At 59.6% G+C, this 23,714-nt stretch carries 20 protein-coding genes, 1 tRNA gene and 2 pseudogenes; 7 read left to right on the top strand and 16 right to left on the bottom strand.

Translation table 11 applies throughout. From position 1 onward, the window contains the following. Positions 1-2: 2 nt before the first annotated feature. A complete protein-coding gene (gene glcE / locus C2E19_RS17230) occupies positions 3-1,061 on the bottom strand; it encodes a glycolate oxidase subunit GlcE (RefSeq protein WP_164979435.1) in 1,059 nt (352 codons plus the stop codon). After that, positions 1,061-2,560 carry a glycolate oxidase subunit GlcD gene (gene glcD, locus C2E19_RS17225; RefSeq protein ID WP_129394297.1) on the bottom strand — a complete coding sequence of 500 codons (1,500 nt, stop codon included), beginning with the start codon at positions 2,558-2,560 and terminating at the stop codon, positions 1,061-1,063. The genes glcE and glcD overlap by 1 nt, the downstream gene beginning before the upstream one ends. A gap of 204 nt (positions 2,561-2,764) precedes the next feature. On the opposite strand from glcD, the gene glcC reads away from it, so the two are divergent. Together glcC and ycaC are read left to right on the top strand one after the other, a co-directional pair. Then, on the top strand, positions 2,765-3,535 hold the full coding sequence (gene glcC / locus C2E19_RS17220; RefSeq protein WP_129394296.1) for a transcriptional regulator GlcC: 771 nt from the start codon (positions 2,765-2,767) through the stop codon (positions 3,533-3,535). Between the two features lie 131 nt (positions 3,536-3,666). After that, the gene (gene ycaC / locus C2E19_RS17215) at positions 3,667-4,299 is read left to right on the top strand and encodes an isochorismate family cysteine hydrolase YcaC (RefSeq protein WP_129394295.1); all 633 of its coding nucleotides are present in this window, start codon (positions 3,667-3,669) and stop codon (positions 4,297-4,299) included. A gap of 83 nt (positions 4,300-4,382) precedes the next feature. On the opposite strand, the gene C2E19_RS17210 is transcribed toward ycaC, so the two are convergent. The 4 genes from C2E19_RS17210 to C2E19_RS17195 form a co-directional block, all read right to left on the bottom strand. Continuing rightward, positions 4,383-6,854 (bottom strand): PAS domain-containing protein, encoded by a 2,472-nt coding sequence (locus tag C2E19_RS17210; protein ID WP_129394294.1) that lies wholly within the window; start codon positions 6,852-6,854, stop codon positions 4,383-4,385. Between the two features lie 130 nt (positions 6,855-6,984). Next, a complete protein-coding gene (locus C2E19_RS17205) occupies positions 6,985-8,523 on the bottom strand; it encodes a cryptochrome/photolyase family protein (protein WP_129394293.1) in 1,539 nt (512 codons plus the stop codon). A 191-nt stretch (positions 8,524-8,714) separates the two neighbouring features. Continuing rightward, a complete protein-coding gene (locus tag C2E19_RS17200) occupies positions 8,715-9,839 on the bottom strand; it encodes an alkene reductase (RefSeq protein ID WP_129394292.1) in 1,125 nt (374 codons plus the stop codon). A 103-nt stretch (positions 9,840-9,942) separates the two neighbouring features. Further along, positions 9,943-10,620 (bottom strand): type 1 glutamine amidotransferase domain-containing protein, encoded by a 678-nt coding sequence (locus C2E19_RS17195; protein WP_129394291.1) that lies wholly within the window; start codon positions 10,618-10,620, stop codon positions 9,943-9,945. A 210-nt stretch (positions 10,621-10,830) separates the two neighbouring features. Between C2E19_RS17195 and C2E19_RS17190 the strand changes: the two genes are divergently transcribed. After that, positions 10,831-11,415, top strand: coding sequence for a TetR/AcrR family transcriptional regulator (locus C2E19_RS17190; protein ID WP_129394290.1), 585 nt, complete (start codon positions 10,831-10,833; stop codon positions 11,413-11,415). A gap of 21 nt (positions 11,416-11,436) precedes the next feature. On the opposite strand, the gene C2E19_RS17185 is transcribed toward C2E19_RS17190, so the two are convergent. The 6 genes and pseudogenes from C2E19_RS17185 to C2E19_RS17160 all read right to left on the bottom strand — a co-directional run bounded on the left by C2E19_RS17185 (position 11,437) and on the right by C2E19_RS17160 (position 15,364). Next, on the bottom strand, positions 11,437-12,363 hold the full coding sequence (locus C2E19_RS17185; protein WP_129394289.1) for a LysR family transcriptional regulator: 927 nt from the start codon (positions 12,361-12,363) through the stop codon (positions 11,437-11,439). A gap of 88 nt (positions 12,364-12,451) precedes the next feature. Further along, complete coding sequence (locus C2E19_RS17180) at positions 12,452-13,162, bottom strand: SDR family NAD(P)-dependent oxidoreductase (protein WP_129394288.1); 711 nt, start codon at positions 13,160-13,162, stop codon at positions 12,452-12,454. Positions 13,163-13,186: 24 nt separating this feature from the next. Then, positions 13,187-13,396: a 4-oxalocrotonate tautomerase family protein gene (locus C2E19_RS17175; RefSeq protein WP_129394287.1), complete on the bottom strand. Its 210-nt coding sequence runs from the start codon at positions 13,394-13,396 to the stop codon at positions 13,187-13,189. A gap of 126 nt (positions 13,397-13,522) precedes the next feature. Then, a pseudogene (locus C2E19_RS17170) lies at positions 13,523-13,942 on the bottom strand (helix-turn-helix domain-containing protein); the annotation flags it as partial. A gap of 107 nt (positions 13,943-14,049) precedes the next feature. After that, entirely contained in the window at positions 14,050-14,877 is an 828-nt protein-coding gene (locus C2E19_RS17165; RefSeq protein ID WP_129394286.1) for an oxidoreductase, read from the bottom strand. Between the two features lie 91 nt (positions 14,878-14,968). Further along, a complete protein-coding gene (locus C2E19_RS17160; protein WP_129394285.1) occupies positions 14,969-15,364 on the bottom strand; it encodes a low affinity iron permease family protein in 396 nt (131 codons plus the stop codon). Between the two features lie 163 nt (positions 15,365-15,527). Here C2E19_RS17160 and C2E19_RS17155 point away from each other — a divergent pair, with 163 nt between their 5' ends. After that, positions 15,528-15,959 carry a DNA methylase gene (locus C2E19_RS17155; RefSeq protein ID WP_129396144.1) on the top strand — a complete coding sequence of 144 codons (432 nt, stop codon included), beginning with the start codon at positions 15,528-15,530 and terminating at the stop codon, positions 15,957-15,959. Positions 15,960-16,009: 50 nt separating this feature from the next. Here the strand turns inward: C2E19_RS17155 and C2E19_RS17150 are convergent, their stop codons facing one another. Beyond that, on the bottom strand, positions 16,010-16,705 hold the full coding sequence (locus C2E19_RS17150) for a tRNA (adenine(22)-N(1))-methyltransferase TrmK (protein WP_305955834.1): 696 nt from the start codon (positions 16,703-16,705) through the stop codon (positions 16,010-16,012). Between the two features lie 145 nt (positions 16,706-16,850). Next, a complete protein-coding gene (locus tag C2E19_RS17145) occupies positions 16,851-17,900 on the bottom strand; it encodes an NAD(P)-dependent alcohol dehydrogenase (protein WP_129394283.1) in 1,050 nt (349 codons plus the stop codon). A 109-nt stretch (positions 17,901-18,009) separates the two neighbouring features. Between C2E19_RS17145 and C2E19_RS29215 the strand changes: the two are divergent. The 3 genes and pseudogenes from C2E19_RS29215 to C2E19_RS17130 form a co-directional block, all read left to right on the top strand. After that, positions 18,010-18,173, top strand: a pseudogene (locus tag C2E19_RS29215) (gfo/Idh/MocA family oxidoreductase); the annotation flags it as partial. A 186-nt stretch (positions 18,174-18,359) separates the two neighbouring features. Next, positions 18,360-18,434: transfer RNA gene (locus C2E19_RS17135), tRNA-Lys, on the top strand. 25 nt (positions 18,435-18,459) lie between these two features. Beyond that, a complete protein-coding gene (locus tag C2E19_RS17130; RefSeq protein WP_129394282.1) occupies positions 18,460-20,745 on the top strand; it encodes a hypothetical protein in 2,286 nt (761 codons plus the stop codon). 90 nt (positions 20,746-20,835) lie between these two features. Here the strand turns inward: C2E19_RS17130 and C2E19_RS17125 are convergent, their stop codons facing one another. Both C2E19_RS17125 and C2E19_RS17120 read right to left on the bottom strand, forming a co-directional pair. Further along, positions 20,836-22,098: an FAD-binding oxidoreductase gene (locus C2E19_RS17125; RefSeq protein ID WP_129394281.1), complete on the bottom strand. Its 1,263-nt coding sequence runs from the start codon at positions 22,096-22,098 to the stop codon at positions 20,836-20,838. Further along, entirely contained in the window at positions 22,088-23,680 is a 1,593-nt protein-coding gene (locus C2E19_RS17120; RefSeq protein WP_129394280.1) for an aldehyde dehydrogenase (NADP(+)), read from the bottom strand. Before C2E19_RS17120 ends, C2E19_RS17125 begins: the two co-directional genes overlap by 11 nt. Positions 23,681-23,714 lie beyond the last annotated feature (34 nt).

Raw genomic sequence — 23,714 nt, 5'->3', positions numbered from 1 at the left:
GATCAGATCTCTGCGTACATTCGGCCCGGGTTGAAAATCCCCTTCGGGTCCAATTGCGTCTTCAGCGCTTGCTGGTAGCGCAATAACGCCGGTGCGAGCGGCTGGAACGGTTGCGCGCAGTTTGCATGGCAACTGGCGTGACCGCCGGCCTGGATGGCGATGGCGCGGATCGTCGTGGCGTCGGCAGCGGATTTCAGCCAGCGCTGTGCTCCGGCCCAATCGATCAGTTGTTCGCCGGGCAGGCTCAACGGGCCTGTGTGAGTCGGCACTGACAGGCGCCAAAGCGGCCGTGGATCGGCAAAAAAGGCCAGGCGCTGAGCATTCAGATCGGCCCAGTACGCCGCGTCCAAAAGTTCACCCCCGAGGCGGTCATGCGCCGCCGTCACCGAACCTTCACCGCCTTCCAGACGCAGATGCAAGCGTTGCCCGTCGTGGCTGGCGGCGCTGATCGGAATCGGTTGCTGGCCCCATTCGGCGAGTTTGAGCAGTGCGCGTTCGCTGCTGATGTCCAGGGCAATGCTCAGGCTGTGACGCGGTTTCGGCAGCACTTTCAGCGAGACTTCGGTGAGCAATCCCAAGCAACCAAAACTGCCGGCCATCAGCCGCGAGACATCGTAGCCGGCGACGTTTTTCATCACTTCGCCGCCAAAACGCAGATGTTTGCCGTGGCCGGTAATGACCCGCGTGCCCAGTACGTAATCGCGCACCGCGCCGGCCCAGGGGCGGCGCGGCCCGGATAATCCGGCAGCGAGCATGCCGCCGACGGTGGCGCCGTCCTCGCTGTGTGGCGGCTCGCATGGCAGCATTTGCCCGGCGGCGTCGAGGGCGGCATTCAGTTCGGCCAACGGCGTGCCGGCGCGTGCGGTGATCACCAGTTCAGTCGGGTCGTAGCTGACGATGCCGCGATGCACACGAGTATCGAGCAACTCGCCGTGGCTCTCGCGGCCCAGACGGGATTTGCTGTTGCCACCCTGGATGCGCAACGCAAGGTTGTCATGCAGCGCCTGCTCCACCTGTTGCAGCAGCTCGGCGGCAGCGTCGTGGCCATGTTCACTGATCATCAGAAACGCTCCAGATCGGGGAAGGGCAACTGGCCGTGGTGGACATGCATCGCACCGAATTCGGCGCAGCGGTGCAGGGTCGGAATATTCTTCCCGGGATTGAGCAGGCCGCCGGGATCGAATGCTGCTTTGACGGCATGGAACAGGGTCAATTCATCACTGCTGAACTGCGCGCACATCTGGTTGATTTTCTCGCGGCCGACACCGTGTTCGCCGGTGATGCTGCCGCCGACCTTGACGCACAATTCAAGGATCTTGCCGCCGAGGGCTTCCGCGCGATCCAGTTCGCCGGGCTGGTTGGCATCAAACAGAATCAGCGGATGCATGTTGCCGTCACCGGCATGGAAAACGTTGGCCACGCGCAAAGCGTATTCGGCGGACAAGTCGGCAATCGCCTGCAGCACGCCGGGCAATTCGCGGCGCGGGATGGTGCCGTCCATGCAGTAATAATCCGGCGACAGGCGGCCGACAGCAGGGAAGGCATTTTTGCGTCCGGCCCAGAAACGCACGCGCTCGGCCTCGTCCCTGGCCTGACGCAGTTCGGTGGCGCCGGCGTGTTGCAGCACCTGACGCACGCGCCGGCAGTCGTCGTCGACATCGGCTTCGACGCCATCCAGTTCGCACAGCAGGATTGCTGCGGCGTCGACCGGATAACCGGCATGGATAAAGTCCTCGGCAGCGCGGATGGCAAGGTTGTCCATCATCTCCAGGCCGCCCGGAATGATCCCGGCGGCAATGATGTCAGCGACCGCGCGTCCGGCGTTTTCCACCGAGTCGAACGCTGCAAGCAGGACTTTCGCGGTCTGCGGTTTCGGCAGCAGTTTGACCGTTACTTCGGTGATCACCCCGAGCATGCCTTCGGAGCCGGTGAACAGTGCGAGCAGATCGAAACCGGGTGAGTCCAGTGCGTCGGAACCGAGCGTCAGGCACTCGCCATCGACCGTGAGCATTTCGACCTTGAGCAGATTGTGCACGGTCAGGCCGTATTTCAGGCAGTGCACGCCACCGGCGTTTTCCGCGACATTGCCGCCGATGGAACAGGCGATCTGCGAAGACGGATCCGGCGCGTAATACAAACCATGCGGTGCGGCCGCCTGGGAAATCGCCAGGTTGCGCACGCCCGGCTGCACGCGGGCAAATCGTCCAGCGGGGTTGATTTCGAGAATCCGGTTGAAGCGCGCCATCACCAGCAGCACGCCTTTTTCCAGCGGCAGGGCACCGCCGGACAGACCGGTGCCGGCGCCGCGCGGCACCACCGGCACGCGTTGTTGATGACAGATCTTGAGGATGGTCGCGACTTGTTCGATTTCGCGTGGCAGCACCACCAGCATTGGCGTCGTGCGGTAGGCCGACAAACCGTCGCATTCGTACGGTTTCAACTGTTCCTCGCTGTCGAGGATTTCCAGCTCCGGCATTTGCGCCCGCAGCGCACTGAGCAATGCGGGTTTATCGGAGGCCGGAAGCACGCCATCAACGCGTTCGTCGTAGAGAATATTCATCGCGGGCAGGCAACCCTTGGTTATTGTTTTTGACAGGCCGACGCCAAATGGGCGTGCTTGCATCATTGGGCGCACGGGCAATACTGTCCAGTTGTCCGGCACTGGTCGAACCAGTTCTTTTCGCCGGGTTTTTCGTACAAGGCCTTTCTGGGCTTTTAAAACAACAAGATGCGATGCAATCGCTAACCATGGAGGTGACGGGTTATGGCTGGTCATACCAGTGAAGGGCGGGCTGTGCAGGTGGCGGATGTGGTTTGTGAGCGCATCGAGCGCTTGATCGTCGACGGTGTCTTGAAGACCGGGCAACTGTTGCCCTCTGAACGGCGGCTGACGGAAAAGCTCGGTGTCTCGCGCACCGCGTTGCGTGAAGGCCTGAAACTGCTCCGCGCCCGCGGGATCATCAACACCGAGCAGGGCAAAGGCTCGTTCGTCGCCGACCTTTCCGGGCAGAGCGCCGCATCGCCTCTGATGCACTTGTTCAGCTCGCAACCGCGCACCCTGTACGACCTGTTCGAAGTGCGCAGCCTGCTGGAAGGCGAGTCGGCGCGGCTGGCGGCGTTGCGCGGCACTGAAGCGGATTTTGTCCTGATCACCCGCAGCTATCAGGCCCTGCTCGACGCGCATGGCCGGGAGCTGCAAGCGTCCGAACATGCGCGGCTCGACCACGCATTCCATCTGGCGATCTGCGAGGCTTCGCACAACCCGGTGCTGGTGCAGACGCTGCGCTCGTTGACTGATCTGCTGCTGAACACGGTGTTCGCCTCGGTCAACAACCTCTATCACCGCGAACCGCAGAAACGCCAGATCGACCGCCAACACGCGCGCCTCTACAACGCCGTGACCGGGCGCCTGCCGGAACAGGCGCGCAAGGCCGCTGTCGCGCATATCCAGAGCATCAGTGACAACCTCAAGGAGATCGAAAGCGAAGAGCAGCGGCTGGTGCGCGCGACGATGCGCCTGGAAGGCTGGACGTGAGGTCAGGCGATTGTCCTGTTGAAGTTGACGGTGAAACGCTTTTCAGCCGATTTATCCCTTTTCAATGCGTCAGTAATCTGTACCCAACTTGAACGCAACAACAATTTCAAAACTCAAAAGGGACGCAGACCATGACCACTCCAACCTACAACCGCCTGAACAAAGACGACGCCATCGTACTGCTGGTCGATCACCAGACCGGGCTGATTTCGCTGGTGCAGGACTTCTCGCCGAACGAGTTCAAGAACAACGTTTTGGCCTTGGCCGATCTGGCCAAGTTCTTCAACCTGCCGACCATCCTCACCACCAGTTTCGAACAAGGCCCGAACGGCCCGCTGGTCCCTGAGTTGAAAGAGATGTTCCCGGACGCGCCGTACATCGCTCGCCCTGGCCAGATCAACGCCTGGGACAACGAAGATTTCGTCAAGGCAATCAAGGCGACTGGTCGCAAGCAGATCATCATCGCCGGTGTGGTCACCGATGTGTGCGTAGCGTTCCCGACCTTGTCGGCGCTGGCAGAAGGCTTTGAGGTGTTTGTGGTAACCGATGCTTCCGGCACCTTCAACACCACCGTGCAACAAGCGGCATGGAGCCGCATGACCCAAGCCGGTGCGCAACTGATGAACTGGTTCTCGGTGGCGTGTGAGCTGCACCGCGACTGGCGCAACGATATCGAAGGGCTGGGTAATCTGCTGTCACAGCGGATTCCCAACTATCGCAACCTGATGAACAGCTACTCGGCGCTGACGGCGTTGCAGAAGTAAGTCGAGACACGGCGAAGACGCAAAGCCTGCCCTGAAAAGCAGGCTTTCGTTTTGTATGAGCTTTATGCCGAACGCGGGAGGCTTCAGAACTCGGGCGTGTACTTGATGGACAGCAGGCCACTGACACGTGAAACCAGTGTGTCGACCGCAAAGGGTTTGGTCAGCACCTGCATTCTCGGGCCGAGTTGACCGCTACCGAGCACCGAGCTTTCGGCGTACCCGGTAATGAACAAGGTCTTCAGTTTCGGTCTTATTTGCCGGCCCGCGTCGGCCATCTGCCGGCCATTCATGCCACCGGGCAAGCCGACATCGGTGATCAGCAAATCGATGTGCGCACTTGAGCGCAATGCTTCGAGCCCTTCAACGCTGTCGCTTGCTTCGAGCACGTGGTAGCCGAGGTCACTCAGCACATCTTTGAGCAGCAAGCGAACGGTGGGCTCGTCGTCGACAATCAGGATGGTCTCGCCTGCTTTTGCATGAGGCGAGGTCGTACTTTGCGCGTCATCGTGATTGTGCTGCGCCTCGCCGCAGTAACGCGGCAGGTAAATCAACATCGTGGTGCCGTGTCCCACAGTCGATTGCACCCGCACCTGACCCCCGGATTGCTTGGTGAAACCGTAAATCATCGAAAGCCCCAAGCCTGTGCCTTGGCCCAACGGCTTGGTGGTGAAAAACGGGTCGAAGGCTTTGGCGATCACTTCTGCGCTCATGCCCGTGCCGGTGTCGGTGACAGACAGGCACAGGTATTGCCCTTCGGGCATGTCCAGTGCGTGCGCCAACTCGCCCTCGACCGCGCGATTGGCAGTCTCGACGGTGATGCTGCCGCCCTCGGGCATCGCATCGCGGGCGTTGATGCACAGGTTCAGCAGAGCGTTTTCCAGCTGGCTGGCATCGACGAGGGCTGGCCAAAGATCGGCTGCAGCGACGGTCTTCAGGCGAATACCGGGGCCGACGGTGCGCTGGATCAGCTCGGTCATGCCGGCAATCAGCGCGTTGACTTCGGTCGGCCGCGGATCGAGTGTCTGTCGCCGGGAGAAGGCCAGTAGGCGATGGGTCAGGGCGGTAGCGCGTTTGGCCGCGTCCTGGGCGATCAGCATGTATTTGTCGAGGTCGTTGAAACGGCCTTGGGCGGTGCGCTTTTCCATCAACTCAAGGGCTGCGCAGATGCCCGCCAGAAGATTGTTGAAGTCATGCGCCAGACCGCCGGTGAGTTGCCCGACCGCTTCCATTTTCTGCGATTGACGTAACTTTTCCTCTGCTTGCATCAAGTCCGCCGTTCGCGCCGACACCCGCTGTTCCAGTGTGTCGTTAAGCGCTTTTAAAGCGGCGGTCACGCGGTCTCGCTCGGCTTCGACATTGCGCCGGTCTTCGACATCGATGAGCACGCCGGGGAAGCGCAAAGGCGTGCCGTCTTCGGCGCATTCGACGCGTCCGTTTGCCTCAATCCAGGTGTATTGGCCATCCGCACCGCGTACTCGGTACTGGTGTGAATAGGGGCCGCCCCGGGCGATGACTTCATTGATGGCCGCGGTGAGTCCTTCGCGGTCCTCGGGATGCACGGTCATCGCCACTTGCTCAAGGCTCAGACCGTCTCGGCCCAAGGCAGGATCAAGGTTGAAAACCCTTGCGAAGGCTTCGTCGACGCTGAAACGATCGGTGGGCAAGTGCCAATGCCAAGTGCCGATGATGGCGCCAGCCGCCAGGGCGAGTTGCACGCGCTCGATGTTCTCCCGGGCGACCGCCTCGCTGACGCGCAAGCGTTCCTGCGCGTCGCGGCGCTCGGTGACGTCGCTGAAGAAGATCGCAATCTGCCGTTCGGCCGGGTCGCCGACACGCACGGCGCGCACGTCGAACCAGCGTTCGAACGTGTTCGCGTAGTTCTCGAAGTTGGCTGGCTCGCCGGTCTTGGCGACATGGCCGTAGGTCTCGAACCAGAAACTCTCCAGGTTGGGAGCGAACTCGGTCACCCACTTGCCACGCAGGTTGACGCCAGCCTGACGTTCGAACGCCGGGTTGGCTTCAACGAAGCAATAATCGATAGGACGGTCGTCGGCGTCGAATTTGACCTTGACGATGGCAAACGCCGCCTCGATGGTTTGCAGAATGGTGCTGAAGCGTTCTTCGCTCCGGCGCAGTGCCGTTTCGGCACTGCGCGAGCGGGTCAGGTCGAGCATCGCCCCGATCATGCGTTCTGCCTGGCCATCGGCGTTACGGATCAGATGGCCGCGGTCAAGCACCTCAGCGTAGGAACCGTCCTCGCAGCGAAACCGGTACTCAGCACTCCAAGTCGTGCCAGAGCCATCAATCGCAGCGCGAATCGAGGTTTCGACCCGTGCGCGATCCTGCGCGTGGATCTGTGCAAAGCGCCAGTCACACGTTGGCTCGATGGCTGCTGACGCATAGCCATACGCCTGTTGCAGCGAATCGTTCCAGATAACCTGGCTGGTTTTCAGATCCCAGTCCCAGACGGCATCGCAGGTTGCCTTGACGGCCAGACGCAGGCGCGTGACCTCGGACTCGAGTTCCTCGCGAGTAAGCTGTTTCAGGATGTCCACTCCTCATGCCTTATTTGCTATCTGCTGTGCATTCAATCGGCGCGTTTAACACGAACACCCATGCGCTTTGTCACCCATTGACACGGGGCGGCATATTTAAGTTGCACTCAGGCCAGGCGCGCCGGTGTCTTCAAAGCGCCTCGCCGTTATCCAGCCTGTCGAGCAGGCGCTGCCCGCGTTGCCACAGTGCCTGCTGCTTTTCTTGCGGCATGCGATCAAGGTTTTTGTACATCATGCCCATGCGCTGATTGCCACGCAGGAGATCACCGTGGCGCATCAGAAAATGCCAGTACAAGGCATTGAAAGGGCAAGCGTTGTCAGTCGTGGTTTCGCGCACCGCGTAAACACAGTCGCGACAATAGTCGGACATCCGGTTGATGTACTGGCCGCTGGCGCAGTAAGGCTTGGAACCGAGGTAACCGCCATCGGCGTGCATGACCATGCCGAGGGTGTTGGGCAGCTCGACCCAATCGAAAGCGTCCATGTAAATGGCCAGATACCACTCACAGATCTGGCTCGGCGCAATACCGGCGAGCAGGGCGAAATTGCCGGTCACCATCAGCCGCTGGATGTGATGGGCGTAGGCGTGTTTCAAACTTTGGCCGATGGCTTGGCGCATGCAGTTCATCTGCGTTGCGCCGGTCCAGTAGAACTCAGGCAGACGCCGCGTGTTTGCGAACGCATTGCCCTCGGCGTACTCGGGCATTTTCAGCCAGTAAACGCCACGGACATATTCACGCCAGCCGATCAGTTGACGGATGAAGCCTTCGGCCGCATTCAATGCAATGCTGCCGGACCAATAGGCCGCCTCGACATCACTGCACAGCTGGCGCAGGTCGAGCAAACCGATGTTCAGCGCGGCGCTGATGCGTGCATGGAACAGGAAGGGTTCATCGCTGGCCATGGCGTCCTGATAATCGCCGAAGCCCGCCAGGCCATAGTCGAGAAAGTACGCCCACAATGCCTGGGCGTCGGCGTGGGTCACCGGATAGTTGAAATCATCCAGACTGCCGTAGTGACTGGCGAAACGTGCCTTTACCAGGTCGATGACGGCGAGGGTCGTTGCATCATTGGCGAAACGGAGCGGGTAGGGCGCCTTCAGGTTTTTCGGCAAGGTTTTGCGATTGTCTTCATCGAAGTTCCACGCACCGCCGACCGGCGTGCCGTCACCGTTGAGCAACAGGCGACTTTTGCGGCGCATCTCGCGATAGAAGAACTCCATGCGCAGCTGCTTTTTGCCAGCTGCCCACGCACCAAATTCCTCGCGGCTGCACAGGAAACGCCGATCAGCATGCCAATGGATCGGTAAACCGCAGTCTCTGAGCGATTGCTCCAGGCGCCAGTCGCCGCATTCGGTCATGTGCAACTCGTTCGCCTGCAACAGCGCTTGCCAACGCCTTAACTCGCCGGGCACCGAGCCACTGTTGTGCGGGTCGTCGAGGGCGACGTAATGAACTCGCATGCCCTTGTTTCTCAGCGCCTGAGCGAAGTGCCGCATGGCGCTGAAGATCAGCGCGATCTTTTGCGGATGATGGGCAACGTGGCTGGCTTCCTCCATGACCTCGACCAGCAGCACACTGTCGTGCGCGCAATCCAGATCTGCCAATGAAGCCAGATCAAAAGACAACTGGTCACCCAGGACCAGGCACAGCCGATTGGTTTTGTTCATTTGCACGGATTCAGCGTCATGAGCGGCAGCAGGCTACCGGTGGAGAATTGAGCGTTAAGTCCAGATAGTTGTACAGATTGTAGTTTGTGTATAGGTTTTTTGTGTGCGCTTGAGCGAAAGTCAGCGCATGGGCCAATCGCGCTCCTGATGTTTCAGAAGCGCTTCGCGGTTGCTGGACTGATGTTTAACGGTTAGCCGCGATAAACCGGATAATCGACATAGCCGTTGGCGTCACCGCCATACACCGTAGCCGGATTCAACGCATTCAGCGGCCAGTCATTGGCGATACGCGCCGGCAGGTCGGGGTTGGCCATGAACGGGCGGCCGAACGCGACAAAGTCGGCCAATCCGCAATCGAGCAATTGCGCGCCGGATTCGGCGGTGTAGCGTCCGGCATAAATAATCGCACCGCTGAAGGTGTCGCGCACGGCCTGACGAAACGTGTGCGGCATCGCCGGGGCGTTGTCCCAATCGGCTTCGGCGATGGACAGATAAGCAATGCCGACATCCTGAAGCACTTTGATCGCTTCGATGTAAGTGGTGTGCGGATCTTCCTCGACCATGCCCAGGTAAGTCCGCGCTTCATCGGTGGTGGTGAACAGTGGCGCGAAGCGCACACCGACTTTTTCCTTGCCGATGCACTCGGCGACGCCCGCCACCACTTCACGCAGAAAACGCAGGCGATTGTGCAACGAGCCGCCATATTGATCGTCGCGCAGGTTGCTGTGGGCAGAGATGAACTGGTTGACCAGATAACCATTGGCGCAGTGCAGTTCGATACCGTCGAAGCCCGCGTCCATGGCATTGCGTGCAGCCTGGATGTAGAGCTGGACCAGTTCTTCGACTTCAACGGTGCCCAGCGCGCGCGGCGCGGACGGGGCAACCAGTTCAGCTGCGCCGGGTTCGGTTTCGATGAACACGCTGACTCGATCGGTGGCTACGGCGGAGGCGGATACGGGCGCTGCGCCGTCGGGTTGCAAGGCAGTATGCGAGACCCGACCGACGTGCCACAGCTGGGCGAAAATCACGCCGTCGACGGCATGCACGGCGTCAGTGACTTTTCGCCAGCCGGCGATCTGTTCAGCGGTATGAATGCCCGGCGTCCAGGCGTAACCCTGGCCGCGAGGTTCGATCTGCGTGCCTTCGGTGACCAGCAGACCGGCGCCGGCACGTTGCTGGTAATACTCGGCCATCAGTTCGTTGGCGATGTTGCCCGGTTGTGTACTGCGCTGACGGGTGAGGGGCGGCAGGACGATGCGGTTTTTCAGGGTGTGATGACCGAGTGTGGCGGGTTTGAAGAAACTACTGTGATTCATGGGTTACCTTGTATTTGGCTTATTAGACCAGTCGACTAATAGTCGAATGTAAAAAAAACGCCGGCACCCCGTGCACGGCGTTGGTATGAGTTGCGATGCAGTTTCAGCCCAACATTTTCAGCAGCTTTTCGGCGACAGCGGCGGAACTGGCCGGGTTCTGGCCAGTGACCAGTTGCCCGTCAACCACCACATGCACCTGCCAGTCAGCGACTTTCGAGTAATGCCCGCCGAGACGCTGGAACTCGTCCTCGATCAGGAACGGCACCACGTCGGTCAGGCCGACTGCAGCTTCTTCGGCATTGGTGAAACCGGTGACCTGGCGATGCTGGATCAGCGGTTTGCCGTCTGCCGCGAGGACGTGACGGAGCACGCCGGGCGCATGGCAGACAAAACCGTGGGGCTTGTTACTGCGGTCGAATGCTTCGATCAAGGCGATCGAGTGCTGGTCTTCGGCTAGATCCCACAGCGGGCCGTGCCCACCTGGATAAAACACCGCATTGAAATCATCAGCGCTGACGTTGGCCAGAAGTCCGGTGTTGGCCAGTGCCTGTTGCGCGGTCGGGTCGTTGCGAAAGCGCTCGGTCTCGGCGGTCTGGGCATCGGGCTCATCGCTTTTCGGGTCCAGCGGCGGCTGACCGCCAGCCGGGGACACCAGTGTGATCTCGGCACCAGCGTCCTTGAAGGCGTAGTAGGGAGCGGCGAATTCTTCCAGCCAGAAGCCGGTTTTCTTGCCGGTGTTGCCGAGTTGATCGTGAGAAGTCAGAACCATCAAGATTTTCATAGCGCACCCTGGATTGTTCGAGTGGCGTCGCGGCACAAGGAATTTGCCCGGCGACGACACCCGGTGGAAAGGTTGTCGGGGCGCAGCATAGTTTCCAATTAGACCAGTCGTCTAGTAATTTTTTCGACGCAGGTTTTTCCTCACCGGCTGTGGCAAACTCCTCATCCTCGGAAATATACGACTGGTCTATTGTCTGGTACTTTGCGCCCCATGAAACCGACTTACGACGACACCCGCCAACACTTGCTCGACACCGGCCACCGGATGATGGCCGAGAAGGGCTTCACCAGTGTTGGCCTCAACGAAATCCTGCAAACCGCCGGCGTGCCCAAGGGCTCGTTCTATCACTACTTCAAGTCCAAAGAGCTGTATGGCCAAGCCTTGCTCGCGGATTACTTTGTCGGCTATCTCGCCGACATGGAGCGGCGCCTGACCCTGCCTGAGCTGAATGCTTATGAGCGGCTGATGGATTATTGGCAGGGCTGGCTGAACCGCTGCACCCTCGAAGGGCACGGTGATGAGTGTCTGGTAGTGAAGCTCAGTGCCGAGGTCGCCGACCTGTCCGAATCGATGCGCCTCACCTTGCGTGACGGCGCCGAGCAAGTGGTGTCGCGTATCGCTGTCTGCATCGAAGAAGGCCAGGCGCAACAGAGCTTGCCCGAGGGCGATGCCCGGCAACTGGCGGAGACGCTGTATCAATTGTGGCTGGGCGCCAGTTTGCTGAACAAATTGCAGCGTACCGGGCAATCGCTCGACACCTCGATGGCAATGACCAAGCGACTGCTGAGCGTTTAAGCCGTCGCTGACAAGTGGGTGTCACTGGCCTGCCGCCCACTCATCCCGATACTCCAGCAGAAAATCGACAAACGCCCGCACCCGTTGCGGCACATAGCGACCGTGCGGATACAGCAAGGTGTACGGTCGGGAGCGCCCGCCATAAGTCTGTAGCACCTCGACCAGACTGCCATCGGCCAACTCTTTTTCGACGATGAATTTGTACGTCTGAAAAACTCCCGCAGCATGTTTCGCCAACGTCACGCCACCCAAGACATCGTCGGAACATGAATAGCCGCCGTCCGAAATCACCTCACGATCGCGGCCGTTTTCCTCGAATAACCATGAGATCCGTCGCCCGCTGCTGGGCAGTTCGAACTGGATGCATTCATGGTCGAGCAGATCTTCCAGCGTCTGCGGTGTTCCGGCCTTCTTCAGGTATTCGGGGGAGGCGACCACCACCAGTTTCGCGTCTTCGAGCAGGCGCGCAATCAACGTCGAATCCGGTTGGGCGCGAACGCGGATTGCCAGGTCGTAGCCTTCTCCGACGAAGTCGATATTGCGATTGCCCAAGTGAATATCGACGCTGACCTCAGGGTACAGCGCACGAAATTTTGGCAGCAGCGGCAAAATCCGGTGGTGCCCGTAAGTGGTCGGCAGGCTGATGCGCAAGCGTCCCGACGGTGTGGTCTGCGCGCCCATCACTTGTTGTTGGGCTTCAACCAATTGCGTCAGGGCCTGACTGCACTGTTGGAAAAATATTCTGCCCGCGTCGGTCAAGCGGATGCTGCGCGTGGTTCGCGCAAACAGTCGTGAACCCAAGCGTTTTTCCAGACGCAGAATCGACCGGCTGACGGCGGCGGGTGTCACCCCGGCGAGCTGAGCGGCGGCGGTAAAACTGCCCGCTTCGGCGGCGAGGCAAAACAGTTCGATACTGCCCAATTGCAAGTCTTCAAAGTGACGCTTCATTTTGGCTGACACCGAGGATCATTCATCCTGATGTTTACCACAGGAAACGGCACCGCCGGTACACACCGCCGGTGCAGTGGCGCAAAGATCAGTGGCCGGCGCTCTGGCCACCGTCGACGTGCAGAATCTCGCCGGTGACGAATTTCGCGCTGTCGAGGTAGAGAATCGCTTGCACGATGTCATCGATCTCGCCCATGTGACCCAGCGGGTGCAGGTTGCCAAGCGCTGCGTGGGTGTCCTCAGCGTGCATCGGGGTTTTGATGATGCCGGGGGAGACCGCGTTGACCCGAATTCCGCGTTTTGCGTACTCGATGGCCAGCGATTTGGTCGCTGCGTTGATGCCGCCCTTGGTCAGCGAAGCCAGCACCGATGGCACGCCATCAATCGCATGGTCGACCAGACTGGTGGTGACGCTGACCACGTGTCCGCTGCCGTGCTTCTGCATTTCAGCAATCGCCAATTGCGAGATGTGAAAGAAGCCGCTCATGTTGGTCGCCACGATCAGGGCATAGTCTTGCTGGCTGTAAGCAGTGAACGGTTTGGCGAGAAAAATCCCCGCATTGTTCACCAGCGTATCGACTCGGCCAAAACGTTCGACGGCTTGACGGATCACCCGCTCGGCGGTTTGCGGGTCGGCGATGTCGCCGGCCACGCTCAGGATATCCGGATCATCCGACGGTTTGATGGAACGGGAGGTCGCCACCACGTGATGACCAAGTGCGCGAAAGCCTTCGACCAGGCCAGCGCCGATGCCTTGCGAGGCGCCAGTGATCACTACAACTTTTTTCGATGTGTTCATGATGATTTCCTCAGGGATCCGAAATTACTGGCTGGACAACTGTTTGCGGTAGTCGGTGGTGGTCATGCCCGCATAACCCCAGTTATCCGTATCGACTTCCTCGATGACGATGTGCGTGAGCTTCGGATCCTTGTTGAGCACGCGTTGCATGGTCTCGGTGATTTCCTTGATCACCTGGGCTTTCTGCTCCCGGGTCACGCCGTCGCGGGTGATGCGTACGCTGATGAAAGGCATTGGGGTTCTCTCCGCTCGCTAACCCGTCGGAATGAAAGGTTGCTGTTGGAGTGGACTTTAAGAAGTTGCGGCAGATTGATAAATAAGGGCTGAGGTACTTCATTTGTGATCTGTTGTAACTAATCGCTAGTGCGAAGAAACGTACTCCGAAGGTGTCGACGGTGCTGGCAACGCGTAAGTCGCCTTCATCCACCCGATCTCCGCTTGCGGTGTGCGGCCAAAAAAGCGTTTGAATTCGCGGCTGAATTGCGAGGCGCTGGCATAGCCGACGTTGAACGCTGCGGTCGATGCGCTCATGGCCTGGCGCAGCATCAGCAATCGCGCCTGATGCAGGCGCGTCGACTTCAGATATTGCATGGGAGAGGTGTCGGTGACGCTGCGAAAGTGCAAGTGGAAACTCGGTACGCTCATGCGCGCTTCTTCGGCCAGCTGCTCGACGTCGAGGCGCTGCTGATAGCTGTTGTGGATCTTGCGGATCGCACGGCTGACTTTGCCGAAATGCCCCTGGCGATTCAGTGCGGCACGCAGCGAGCCTCCCTGCGCGCCCGCACCGTCGAGCGCACTGAGGTTGTAGCCCTCAACCGGAGCGAGAACCTCCGTGAGCTGGACCATGCGCGCGGTGGTTGCATCGGCCTGGGTCATTGCATCCTCTCTCAATGATCGGTGGAGCGGGTCAACGCTTGCCACTGATCAACCTCGGCGAGTGCGCGTTGCAGCCTGTCACGGACCAACTGCAAAGCATCGCTGCCGAGCAGAAGATGGGCTGGAGGCGTCGGGCTGGCGATGATCTGCAGCATCGCCCGCGCAGCCTTTTGCGGGTCACCGAGTTGCTTGCCGCTCTTCTCTTCGCGCGCTTTGCGGAGCGGATCGAAACTGGCGTCGTAATCGGCAATGCTGCGCGCGGTGCGCTGCATCGAGCGACCGGCCCAGTCGGTACGAAACGACCCCGGCGCCACCGCGGTGACGAAGATATCAAACGGGCGCAGCTCTTTGCTGAGGGTATCGGAGATCCCTTCAAGGGCAAATTTGCTCCCACAGTAATAGGCGATCCCGGGCATGGTGATCGTGCCGCCCATGGACGTGATGTTGAGAATATGGCCCGCACGCCGCTGGCGAAAAAACGGCAAGAAGGCCTTGATGACGGCGACTGCACCGAAGACGTTGACGTCGAATTGCCGGCGCATCTCTTCCAGCGGGGATTCTTCGAAAATGCCTTCGTGGCCGTAGCCAGCATTGTTGACCAGTACGTCGACCGGGCCGTGAGTGGCTTCAACCTCAGCGACGACGCTGTCGATCCGCTCGAAGTCAGTGACGTCGAGCATCACCCCGTAAGCGTTTTCCGCGGACAGTGACTGCAAGGCTTGCAGATCGGCCTGATTGCGTACAGTGCCGATGACGCGGTGGCCGGCAGCAAGCGCTTCCTTGGCCAGCGCGTGGCCGAAGCCGCTGCTGACACCGGTGATGAACAGGGTTTTCGACATGACGAACTCCAGGGCTTGGGTGTTCAACCATGGTAGCTAGTGACAACGAGTCTACCTATGCCGGTTCGTCTTCGAGCATTGCCTGTTCCTATCAGGCATCTGTTTGCGAATCATCCTTTGCAGCGGCCAGATCGACCTGATCGTTTTCCGCCAGAGCGCTGTATTGCTCGCGCAGCTTCCTCAGATCTCTTGTGCCCATTTTATCCAGGCATAACGAAGCGTTCTGCGCGGCGGTCGTAGCTCGGATCAGCTCATCGATCTTCAGATGCAAAATGTCGTTGTCGCGGTTCTGGGTGTTTTGAATCAGAAAGACCATCAGGAAGGTAATGATCGTGGTCGACGTATTGATGATGAGTTGCCAGGTGTCGTTGTAATGAAAGTAAGGGCCGGTCAGACCCCAGACGACGATCAGGACAATGGCGACCAGAAAGGTTTTCGAGCTGCCAGACCAAGTGGACAGGGTTTGACAGAAGCGTGCGAATTTCATGATGGTGGGCTCTTGTGGTGAGTCTCTGATAGACCGCAGCCAAGCCTTGAAATTCTTTTTTACAATTTATCAGCCGTCGATTATTTCGCCGGTTGATTCATTGAACGTATCAACGCAGAAAAAGGTCGACGTGACTACGCAAACCACCTTCGAGGATTGCCCAGTGCCGACCCTCATCAACGCGCGCGATCTGCACATAAACCTGGATGACGCGAACGAAGCGGGACTTTTCAAATGGCTTGTCGCCAGTTTTCTCATGGGCAAGCGAATTCAGGGTGCAATTGCCGCGAAGGCCTATCAGGTCATCGTCGATCAACATCAGCGTGATACACCGCACAAGCTTGCCAGCTGCACGCATCGGCAGTTGGTGAAGATGCTCGGCCAGGCACATTACGTGCGTTACGACGAATCCACGGCGTCGCGATTATTGGCGTTGGCCAACAAACTCAACAATGAGTACGCCGGTCGGGTGAAGAACATTGTCGCGGCGAGCGCCAACCGCGAGGATTTTGAGAAGCGCCTGCGCGAATTCGAGGGGATCGGTGCAAAGACCGTCGAGATTTTCATGCGCGAAGCGGCAGCCTGGCTTTATTGAACGAGATCGGGGCAACGTTCGAAATCAGTTTACGGACCGCGCTGCGCGGTTCAGGCCAGTAGTTCGGTGATCCATTGAGCCTGTCGCGTGATGTCCTGCACTTTGTCCTCGGGTAGCGCCTGCTGCGCAGCGGTGATCTGGCTCAGGGTCTTCTGCTTGTGGCGAAGTTTGTGCTGCCACTTGATCAGGAACTCGGGGCTGCGGGCCTGCATCTGCAAGGGGCCGAAGTACAGTTCCTGGTCGGTGTAAGTCACCGGCCCGACGCGTTCGGCAACGATGATTTCGTAGTCGAAACGGCTTTCGCGCAGCACTTCCTCGCTGAGAATACGGTAGCCATTTTCCATCAACCACAGGCGCAGCGGTTGTTCGCCACCATTGGGTTGCAGGATCAGGCGTTCGCCGCCGCTGAGGTGGGCCTTGCCGTGTTCGAGGATGTCGCGGATGGTTTCGCCGCCCATGCCGCAGATGCTGATTGCGCTAATCCGGTCTTCAGGCTTGATCGCCGCCAGCCCGTTGGCCTGGCGCACGGTGATGTGCGCGTCGAGGTGGTTCTCGCGAACGGTACGTTGGGCTGCATGAAACGGCGTCAGCGCCACTTCGCCAGCCACCGCCGCGGTGATTGCGCCACGGCGCATCAGTGCCACCGGCAGGTAGCCATGATCCGAGCCGATATCGGCCAGGCGCGCGCCATTGGGTATGTGAGTGGCGACGCGCTCCAGGCGCATGGACAACGTGTTCTGGTTCAACGACAACCCCTGTTCGCCACAACCGTGCGGCATGTTTGGCTGGAAAAGGGGTGCGACTCTGGCGAGCAACGTCCGGCCTGTCAAATCCCGGCGACGGAATTGCCCAGGCCCATGGGCAACCGATGGCTGCCAATGGGCCTGCGCGTCAGCCGGCCAACGTCGCGTTATCGATCACGAAGCGATACTTCACATCGCCCTTGAGCATCCGCTCGTAAGACGCGTTGATCTGATCGGCGCGGATCAGTTCGATGTCGGAAACAATGCCGTGCTCGGCACAGAAATCGAGCATTTCCTGAGTCTCGGGAATGCCGCCGATCATCGAGCCGGCAATCGTGCGGCGCTTCATGATCAGGTTGAAGACGTTCGGCGACGGGTGTGGCGAGGCGGGCGCACCGACCAGCGTCAACGCACCATCGCGCTTGAGCAACACCAGGAATGCATCGAGATCGTGCGGCGCCGCCACGGTGTTGAGGATGAGGTCGAAGCTCTTGGTGTGCGCCGCCATTTCCTCGGCATTGCGCGACACCACCACCTCATCGGCGCCAAGCGCTTTTGCCGCTTCACGCTTGGACTCGGAAGTGGTGAAGGCGACGACATGCGCGCCCATCGCGTGGGCGAGTTTGATGCCCATGTGGCCCAAACCACCGATGCCGACCACGCCGACCTTCTTGCCGGGGCCGGCGTGCCATTGGCGCAGCGGCGAGTAAGTGGTGATGCCCGCGCACAGCAGCGGCGCGACGGCGGCCAGTTGCGCTTCGGGATGACGGATGCGCAAGACGTAACGTTCGTGCACGACGATATTTTGCGCGTAGCCGCCGAGCGTCCAGCCCGGTGCATCCGGGGTCGGAAAATTGTAGGTGCCGATCATGCCGTCGCAGTAGTTTTCCAGACCGGTTTCGCAGTCGTCGCAATGTTTGCAGCTGTCGACGATACAGCCGACACCGACCAGATCGCCGACCTTGTAATCGGCGACATGCGCGCCGACGGCCGCAACGCGACCAACGATCTCGTGCCCCGGTACACAAGGAAACTGCGTGCCTGCCCACTCGGCGCGCACCTGGTGCAGGTCCGAATGGCAGATGCCACAGAAAGCGATATCGATCTGCACGTCATGCGCTGCTGGCGCGCGGCGCTCGATCTGCATCGGCTCCAGGGGTTTGTCGCCAGCGTGGGCACCATAGGCTTTTACAAGCATGGGAACATCCTCAATCGGTGTGTCGGATGGCCATTCTTGCGGTTATTCAGGATCGGGGAGTAGTGCAATCCTGTGCAATGCTTGCCTGATCCTGTGAGTCGTTGTGACATTACGCGTACTGAGCGACTGCCAGTCGCCGATTGCTGCGTCGATCAACATGTCTGACGCAAGCTGTCTCGATGTGCGTGCCAGAGTATTTAGGCGGTTGAGTACGCAGTGGCATATCGGCATTTTCAGCAGTTGATTGGCAGCAAGGTCAGTAATCTGGATGTATAGCCGGTGCGGCTGGTGGTGGATATTTTTTTGGGCAGTCGGGTGATGGTCGAGCCGTTTACTATTGATCAAAGCCTGTAATCGAGTGCACGTTTCGGACACCATTACTCCGGAGATGGCTCGTAACAGAAAGCTCAACACTCTGCTTCACATCCGTTCTTGGCTAGCCGACAATGCGCGCTCTGCTCCGGGGTAGTTCAGCGGTAGAACACTCGGCTCTTAACCGGGTGGGCGCTGGTTCGAATCCAGCCCCCGGACCCATTACATTGCAGGGTCACAAGGAAGTATGTCCAGGCACGACAGTGAATTCGACGAGCACGCTGGAGTGAATGCCGGCTATGCGGTATTCCAGCTCTCCCGAGCGTTGACCGCTTCGCAGAGCGACGATGGTCCGCAGGCACGCGATCGAATCGAGCGCTGGCTGCGGATTGTCGAACATCTGATGCAGGGCAGCGCACAATACGGTTCACGCGTACCGTTCGCCGATTTGCCGGAGTGGGTCACGCTGGAAGTGGCTACGGGGGGATTTGCCACCGGACAACTCCTGGCTGGTGGCGTTTTGACTGCCTATGAGCGCCAGTTGGCTGAGTCGATCCCCGGCATTCGTGCAGGGCATGAACGGTTCGATCTGAATGTCTGGCATTTGTCGGATGCGGGCCTTGCAGCGCTGCAAGAGCGTTTGACGATAGGCACCTATCAGATCGATGTTCCGGAGGAGGCCGCACTGTTGACAGTGTCTTGGCTTCTGCGGCATCAGCGTATTGACGAAGCGAGAACGCTGATTGAGCAGATCGCGCCTTTTTTCGATCGCCTGCGTTTCTTCCCGACTGCCATTGATGAACCACCGATTGCGACGGCCGAGGTGCATGTTTTTGACACTGGCAGCGTCAGGCAGCGGCTCTCCCGACAATTGGCTCAACCGCGTCTGGCTGTTCAAAAGCATGTTGTTGAAAATCGCCTGCCTCTTTACGACGCGGCGGTCTCGCTGTTTCTTTTGACGTATCAGGATGGCTGGCCTTGCAGGCACTACCCTGAAGGCTGGTTCGAACGCGCGACGTTACTCGGTACGCAGATCGCTAAAACCTGTGACGCTGAACTTCACAGCAAAGGCCCCTTCAAAACCCGGGCAGCGGAATTGTTTGCGATGCTCGCTCAGTGTTCTCGTGATCAAGCATCTCTGACGGGGCGAGAAGTCGGTCGCATCCGGCGAATCGTCGATGACTTCGTCGCCAAACACGGCCATCCCGAATCCGTCGCACACTCTATTAAGCGAGCAGAGCAGCGCAATCATGTGGCGTCTCCCGGGCATCATTTGTTCGCCCTGGCGGTCTCGGACCGTCTGGCAAGTTATCCGGATGCGGACGGCGTTCGTGAGTTTTCACCGCTGCTGGAAAGTATCACCGACGAGGAGGCGAAACGTTACGCGCTAACCGTTGGGGCGACTATTCCGCCAGCTGTTCGCCGACGCCTTGAACGTTGCCGCAAAGGCACAATCGCCGAATTGATCGACCACGGCTTGATCTCATCCGCAGACACGGTGGCGAAGGTTTTTCCAGCGATGACGGCTGAAATCTGCAACACCGAATATCGGGAACAGGCACTGCAATTGTTGGCGGGTGCAACGTATCGTGCCTTCCGCCGTCGACGTTCGTTGTTGCTGCTCAACCTGCAAAAGCAGGTAAAAATAACAGAGCTGCCTTGGGTCGCGGTATTAGAGGGTGAACGGGAGGCCAGTACTATATCCATTACAGGCGCCCGACAGGTGTTGGTCGAAGTTTCTGCGTTGACCCTCTCTGCGTTTCCGCAGGCGATTGTTCCGAACAAACTGCTACAGGAGTTTGTTTCACTGGCTGAAACGGCAAAGCTGGACCTTCCCTTCGTCGAAGAGGTGGCGGCTGACATTTTCATGGGCGCGTTCTCCAACAAATTCGCGAGAGCGGCCAAGCAGTCGGCCAGTCTGATAGACGGAACGCTTTACGCCCGCTATTACGACATTGATATCGATGCGCTGGCGGGCCTTCCCGATCAACGCCGATCACGGCGCAGAAGTAACAATCGTGATGCGTTGGCGATGCTGTGCGCGCAGCGTGCGAACGCCACTCTTGGTACCTATCAGACAGCGGTCAACGGTACGATCCTCGAACAACAACAGATTCTGACAACGCAAAACCTCGCGCTGTTGTTTGGCGAACTGGATCTGAAAACACTGCTGCATCACCGTTTGAGCACTCTAGCCCTTGCGTGTTTCAAATGGATCTGCAAGCGACACCAAATGCACATCGAGCTTTACCATGGTCGTTTGGTGATGTTGAAAAACACGGCGTATGCCTGGCGCCAGATGGTGTTTTACCTGTCGATGCTGGATGGTGGATTGTTGCGTTCTACGCTCGAGGACCTTGAGTCGCATTTTGCGGTGCAATCGAGTGCGTTCCGAGAAAGATTTCAGCCCGCCATGGTCGGGCTGCGTGTCGCAGCCGCGGGGTATCGGCTGACCTTGAGTCGCCAGGAGCATGAAGGTGCGAGGGTTTTTCTGGGGTGGACCACTGAGCGACACTGGTTAATGCCCTCGTAACGTTCTGCTTCTCTAAACTTTCGGGAAATCTACCAGCGAGTGACTAAAAGCCTGCTCTCGAAAGCAGGCTCGCGGATCAAACAAGTCCTTTCAGAAACGATCCAGCCTGTAAGGTTCGATGACTGGCAGCCTGTTGGTATCTTGTGTCTGCGCGGGTAAAGCCATCTGAACAATCATCTCCGCCGTCACCGCCGCCTGCGTCAGCCCCAGATGCTGATGCCCGAACGCGAGCAGCACCTTGCCGTCGCACACCTGATCGATCACCGGCAACGAATCCGGCAACGATGGCCGAAAACCCATCCACGGTGTGGCGTTGTCAGCACTCAAATCCTTGCGGAACAAACCCTGACTCAATCGATGCAGTTGCCACGCGCGCTCCATGCTCGGCGGCTTCTGCAGTCCGGCGAACTCGACGGTGCCCGCCAACCGCAATCCCTCAGACATCGGCGTCATGATGAACTTGCGCTCCAGCGAGGTGACTGGGAAGGGCAAGCGGTTGTGTTCGTGAGGCAGCATCAGGTGATAACCGCGCTCGGTGTCCAGCGGCACTTTTTTGCCGGTGAGTGCGGCGGTGAGTTTCGCCGAATGCGCACCGCAGGCGATCAGTACGCGGCGTGCGGTGAAACCTCCGCTGCCGGTGATCAACGACACGCCGTGCTCCTGCACATAACCGCCCTGAACCTGCTGTTTGACGAAAATCACGCCGCTGGCCTTGGCCGCTTCGACCAGTTCGGTCACCACGCGATACGGATCGATGAAATGCCCGGTGCGCGGAAAGAACAGGCCGCCCTGAATCCGCTCGCTGAGTTGCGGCGCGGTTTCATGCACCGCCGCGGCCTGCCAGAAATCTACGGGCACTTGTTGTTGCTGCAGACGCGTCTGGAGTGCTGCGATGGCCTGACGCGATTCGGGTTTTTCGAACACCAGCAACGAGCCGTCGACTTTCAACAGATCGGGCCGCGAGATGTCAGCGAGCAGGCGCTGCCAGGCCGCCAGACTGCTTTCATTGAGTGCGCGCAAGCCGGCGACGGTTTTGCCAAAGGGTTCTGAACGCAAATTCAGCAACAGCCGGGTGAACCAGGGCAGGGCGCGTGGCAGGTATTTCCAGTCCAGTCGCAACGGCCCCATCGGGTCCATCAGCATCGCCGGCAAGCGCTTGAGAATCGACACGTCGGCAATCGGAAAAACCTGCTCGGTCGCCAGATGCCCGGCGTTGCCGAACGAGGCGCCGTGGCCCGGTTGCTGTTGATCGAGCACCACCACGCGCAGTCCCTGACGGGCGAGGCGCAAGGCGCAGGAAACGCCGATGATCCCGGCACCGACTACGGCGATGTCATGAGCGTTATTCGGCATGTGCAAGTGCTTCCCTGTGCCCATCGAGCAGGCGGCTCAAATGCAGCGGATTGGCCTGTTGCATTGCGCTGGGCAGCAGGCTGTCGGGGAAGTCCTGATAGCAGACCGGGCGCAGGAAACGCAGGATTGCCGCCGTGCCGACCGACGTTGTGCGCGCATCTGACGTCGCCGGGAAAGGCCCACCGTGAACCATCGCATCGCAGACTTCCACGCCCGTAGGCCAACCGTTGACCAGCAGCCGTCCGGCTTTGCGCTCCAGTATCGGCAACAATGCGCGGGCCTGCTCAAGGTCGGCGTCATCAAGGTGCAGGGTGGCGGTCAACTGGCCTTCCAGTTGCTCGGTGACCTGACGGATTTGATCGTCGCTGGCGCATTGCACAATCAACGCCGCCGCACCAAAAGCCTCCGCTTGCAGGTTGTCATCGGCGAGGAAATCGGCGGCATCAGTGACGAATAGATGCGCCTGACCCTGGTTCTGGCCGCTGCCGATCTGCCCCTGCGCGGCAACATACGCAGCGCTGTTTTCGGCCAGCGTATTCACTGCCGATTCGTAGGCCTTGAAGATCCCCGGGGTGAGCATCGTCTGCGCTGCTTGACGTTTTATCTGCTCAGCGGCGGCCTCAATGAAACTGTCCAGCGCAGGCCCCTTGCGTGCAATCACCAAGCCCGGATTGGTACAGAACTGTCCTGCCCCCAACGTCAGCGAGCCAACAAATCCTTCGGCCAGTGCCGGCGCACGGTTGTGCAACGCCGCCGGGAACAGCAGCACCGGATTGATCGAACTCATTTCCGCGTACACGGGAATTGGTTCGGCCCGAACCTGCGCCGCTTGCAGCAACGCCAGACCACCACTGCGCGAACCGGTGAAGCCCACGGCTTTGATGCGCGGGTCGCTGACCAGCGCAATACCGACTTCACGCCCGGAACCGTACAGCAACGAAAACACGCCTTCCGGCAAACCGCAGGCCTTGATCGCCCGGGCGATTGCGCCACCGACCAGCTCGCTGGTGCCGGGATGCGCGCTGTGTGCCTTGACCACAACCGGGCAACCGGCAGCCAATGCCGAAGCGGTATCGCCTCCGGCCACCGAAAACGCCAGGGGGAAATTGCTCGCGCCAAATACGGCCACCGGTCCCAAGGGGATCTGCCGTTGGCGCAAGTCCGAACGCGGCAGCGGCTGCCGTTGCGGTTGCGCGGTGTCGACGCGCACGTCCAGCCATTCACCGGCACGCACGGTGCGCGCGAACAGGCGCAATTGCTGGCACGTGCGGCCACGTTCACCCTGCAAACGCGGGCGCGGCAGGCCGGTTTCGGCGTGTGCACGCTCGATCAATTCATCGCCGAGGGCTTCGATTTCCTCGGCAATGCTTTGCAGAAATTCGGCACGGCCACTGAGGGTTGTTTCGCGGTAAGCGTCGAGCGCCGCCGAAGCCAGCGCGCAAGCCTGTTCGACATGCTCGGCCGATCCACCGGCATACGCCGGCTCCAACACAGCGTCGGTGGCCGGGTTGATCCCTCGAATGGCTTCGCGATTGCCCGCGACAGTGTGCTGCCCGATCAACATATGGCCCGTCAGAGTCATGGTCTGTTCCTGATAAAAGAAGTGATGCCTGCCG

It is taken from the genome of Pseudomonas sp. DTU12.3, from assembly GCF_004124275.1.
In the GTDB taxonomy this organism is placed as follows: Bacteria; Pseudomonadota; Gammaproteobacteria; order Pseudomonadales; family Pseudomonadaceae; genus Aquipseudomonas; species Aquipseudomonas helmanticensis.
This window is presented reverse-complemented; position numbering and strand designations above follow the sequence as displayed.